Here is a 2442-nt window from a genome sequence, read left to right on the forward strand (position 1 = left end):
CATTTTTGGGATGTGAGTGGTTTCTTTCCTGAGAATGCTGGCTCCCCCAACCAGATGTCAATGCCCAAAGCGCCCATCCCTGGTAAGGGGTTCGTGAAATCGCGCTCAACTTTTGTCAGTCAACCAGATCAATGACCTGACGATGTTGATACAATTTTTCATAAAAAGGAAGACATTCTTCAAAAACGGGAATCAGTTTATTGGGCAAGTGAACCTCCTTTTCTTCATAGGGTAGAAAACTTGCCGATTGATCAATATTGGAGTACCAGCTTGTCATGGGCAAGTCCCCTGTCCAGAGCCAAGGGAATGGATTATTAGAGTGATTGCTTTTTTCTAATCCCGGTTCCCAACTCAGCATTTTTTCAGAATAAGAAATTTCTAGGTCGCTACAGATTAAGCTTAAATAAGCTGGGGGATTTTTAATCAAGTCAGTAGAATCAACAACCAGAGGAGTTCTTCCCCTGAATTCTTCTACTTTTTTGAATAAATTGTAAACGTCTTTCATCCCAATTTCATTGGGAGTAACTTTGGAGCATCCTTTACTGTAGGACAGAATAATTTCCTGGGGATTTCTAATTAGAAAAAAATTATAGAGAGACTTGATCCAGTTTAGATCATCATGGGGCTGAACATGTTTAGCCATCTGCTTTTGAAATGAAAAAGAAGCCCCCTCTGGCAAATCGCTGGTCATCTGTTGAATAACTTTCTGATAGTCAGTTTCCCTGTGAGCAATCACAGCTTCCCTTTCAGGATGGTCAAAAGCATGATCCAAGAGATATGGAGCATACAGGGGTTCGTCAAAAATTATACATCCATCTAATTGCTCAAAAGACCGTGTAATTAATGTTGAACGACTTCTGGGACAACTCCACATTGTAATGTGTTTATGAGTGGACAGAGTGTTGATTAACATAAAACTTATCCAAACTATTACTTCGATTATATAGTGCTACGCGCATACGTTAGGACAATTTTTGAATGCAGCATCTACGCATTCTCTGACTGTTTTGAATTCTTTTAATCTTTGTCTCATCCATGTTTTTCAAACAGCCCACCAGTTCCTGGGGGGGCGACGATAGCGATTGAAACGATTGATACATCAAGAGTGTAACGATCTGTGGTAGAAAAAGATAGGTCTTTCATTGTCAATAAGACCTATCTGTTGAAAATGTTACCATTATTATATCAAAACCATCTAAAATTTAAACTAAAGGATCGTAATTCTATTTTAGCAAATATTGTAGTTATTCTACTACAATCAATCAAAAGAGTTAGCCTAGAAAAATTAGCCAATGCTTTACCTCTTGGAATAAAGTTTGAAAGTAGAAGAAAAAGACTACAGCGCTTTTTATCTTTACCAACTTTAAATTTTGAAACTATTTGGTTTCCTAGCTCTTTCTCTTTTTTTGTTTACTTTATTTGATATATTCCTATAGCCGAATAAGCAGCCGGAGATAATATAGAAACTTTTCGGGGACCTTGGCTAGTTAAACCAAAGATATTTTGATTTGAAAAATCCGCAGGTTTTAAAACCTCTCCCAGTAAGGCTTTGAAGCGTTTAGACTCTAATACTTCCTCCACTCTTTGATGGTGAGATAAGTGGTAATTCTCTTGGTGGTGCAGAAAACTCTGAGAAGTCTCAGGTTGAGAATAAACACGACCCTACTAAACTCAATTCGGTAGTTCCATTCATCCTGTTTTCGCAACGAAGCCGAAGCAGGGGGAGGATTGTATCTTGTCAAGCCAATAAGTTTGGGTAACGGTAAGCGTTGATAGCAAAGCCGAGCCAGTTCCCGCAAGCCAAGTTGCAGAAAACTCAGTCCCCTTTGGCCATGCCAATCAATCCGAGGGCGCTGGCCCGAGAGAACGAGCATCATGCCCAGTATCAAAGCAATGAGTGAAGCACTACCCTTGCAACATCACCAAGCAAGTAAGCCCTTTCTCATCCCGCAAGCCAGAACGCAGGATATCAAAGGCAGCCGACTTGTAATCTTTGAAGTGCGGTTCAATGCAGCCATTGCGTTTGCCATAGAGCTCCTTGGTTTTGAGTGAGGGTGGTTGACGAGACTTGACCGCCCAGGGGTCTTCAGCGGTAGGGACATGAGCCGTGGCCAAATGGCAATCAAGATCCCCTAAGACAGTGACCTCTTTGAACAGATACGCTTGCTCTGGGGGCGGCAGCAATGCTTGAACCAAGAGGGTTCGTCCCGAGGCTAAGGTGACTAACAAATCAGACTTGACCCGAATCACCCAAGCCCAGTGCTGTTGGCGTAACCAGCGTAGCAATGCACCATGTTCAAAGCCCCGGTCAGCTAATAAGGTAACGTGACAGCCGAGGGGCACCAAAGTTTTAGCAGTTTCTAAAACCCCCTGATACTGCTCAAAGGCAACCGTGGCGCTGCCATGCTCGATCACTGTTTGAGCCAAGGTCATAGAGCGTCC

4 protein-coding genes are annotated in these 2442 nt (G+C 42.3%); 1 reads left to right on the forward strand and 3 read right to left on the reverse strand.

The window, feature by feature from the left end; all coding sequences use genetic code 11:
* Window positions 1-115: 115 nt before the first annotated feature.
* A complete protein-coding gene (locus F6K63_RS36560; protein WP_287314964.1) occupies window positions 116-913 on the reverse strand; it encodes a sulfotransferase-like domain-containing protein in 798 nt (265 codons plus the stop codon).
* A gap of 204 nt (window positions 914-1117) precedes the next feature.
* On the opposite strand from F6K63_RS36560, the gene F6K63_RS36565 reads away from it, so the two are divergent.
* The gene (locus F6K63_RS36565) at window positions 1118-1423 is read left to right on the forward strand and encodes a hypothetical protein (RefSeq protein ID WP_502708408.1); all 306 of its coding nucleotides are present in this window, start codon (window positions 1118-1120) and stop codon (window positions 1421-1423) included.
* Between the two features lie 142 nt (window positions 1424-1565).
* On the opposite strand, the gene F6K63_RS36570 is transcribed toward F6K63_RS36565, so the two are convergent.
* Together F6K63_RS36570 and F6K63_RS36575 are read right to left on the reverse strand one after the other, a co-directional pair.
* Window positions 1566-1877 (reverse strand): hypothetical protein, encoded by a 312-nt coding sequence (locus tag F6K63_RS36570; RefSeq protein ID WP_287314966.1) that lies wholly within the window; start codon window positions 1875-1877, stop codon window positions 1566-1568.
* 28 nt (window positions 1878-1905) lie between these two features.
* On the reverse strand, window positions 1906-2442 hold a 537-nt coding region (locus F6K63_RS36575), incomplete at its 5' end, for a transposase (protein ID WP_287314968.1).

Source organism: Moorena sp. SIO1G6 (assembly GCF_010672795.1).
Classification (GTDB): Bacteria; Cyanobacteriota; Cyanobacteriia; order Cyanobacteriales; family Coleofasciculaceae; genus Moorena; species Moorena producens.

Bases quoted from the DNA above. Each gene is read 5' to 3' on its own strand.
- F6K63_RS36560 (WP_287314964.1), bottom strand. From the start codon at position 913: ATGTTAATCAACACTCTGTCCACTCATAAACACATTACAATGTGGAGT.
- F6K63_RS36570 (WP_287314966.1), bottom strand. From the start codon at position 1,877: ATGATGCTCGTTCTCTCGGGCCAGCGCCCTCGGATTGATTGGCATGGC.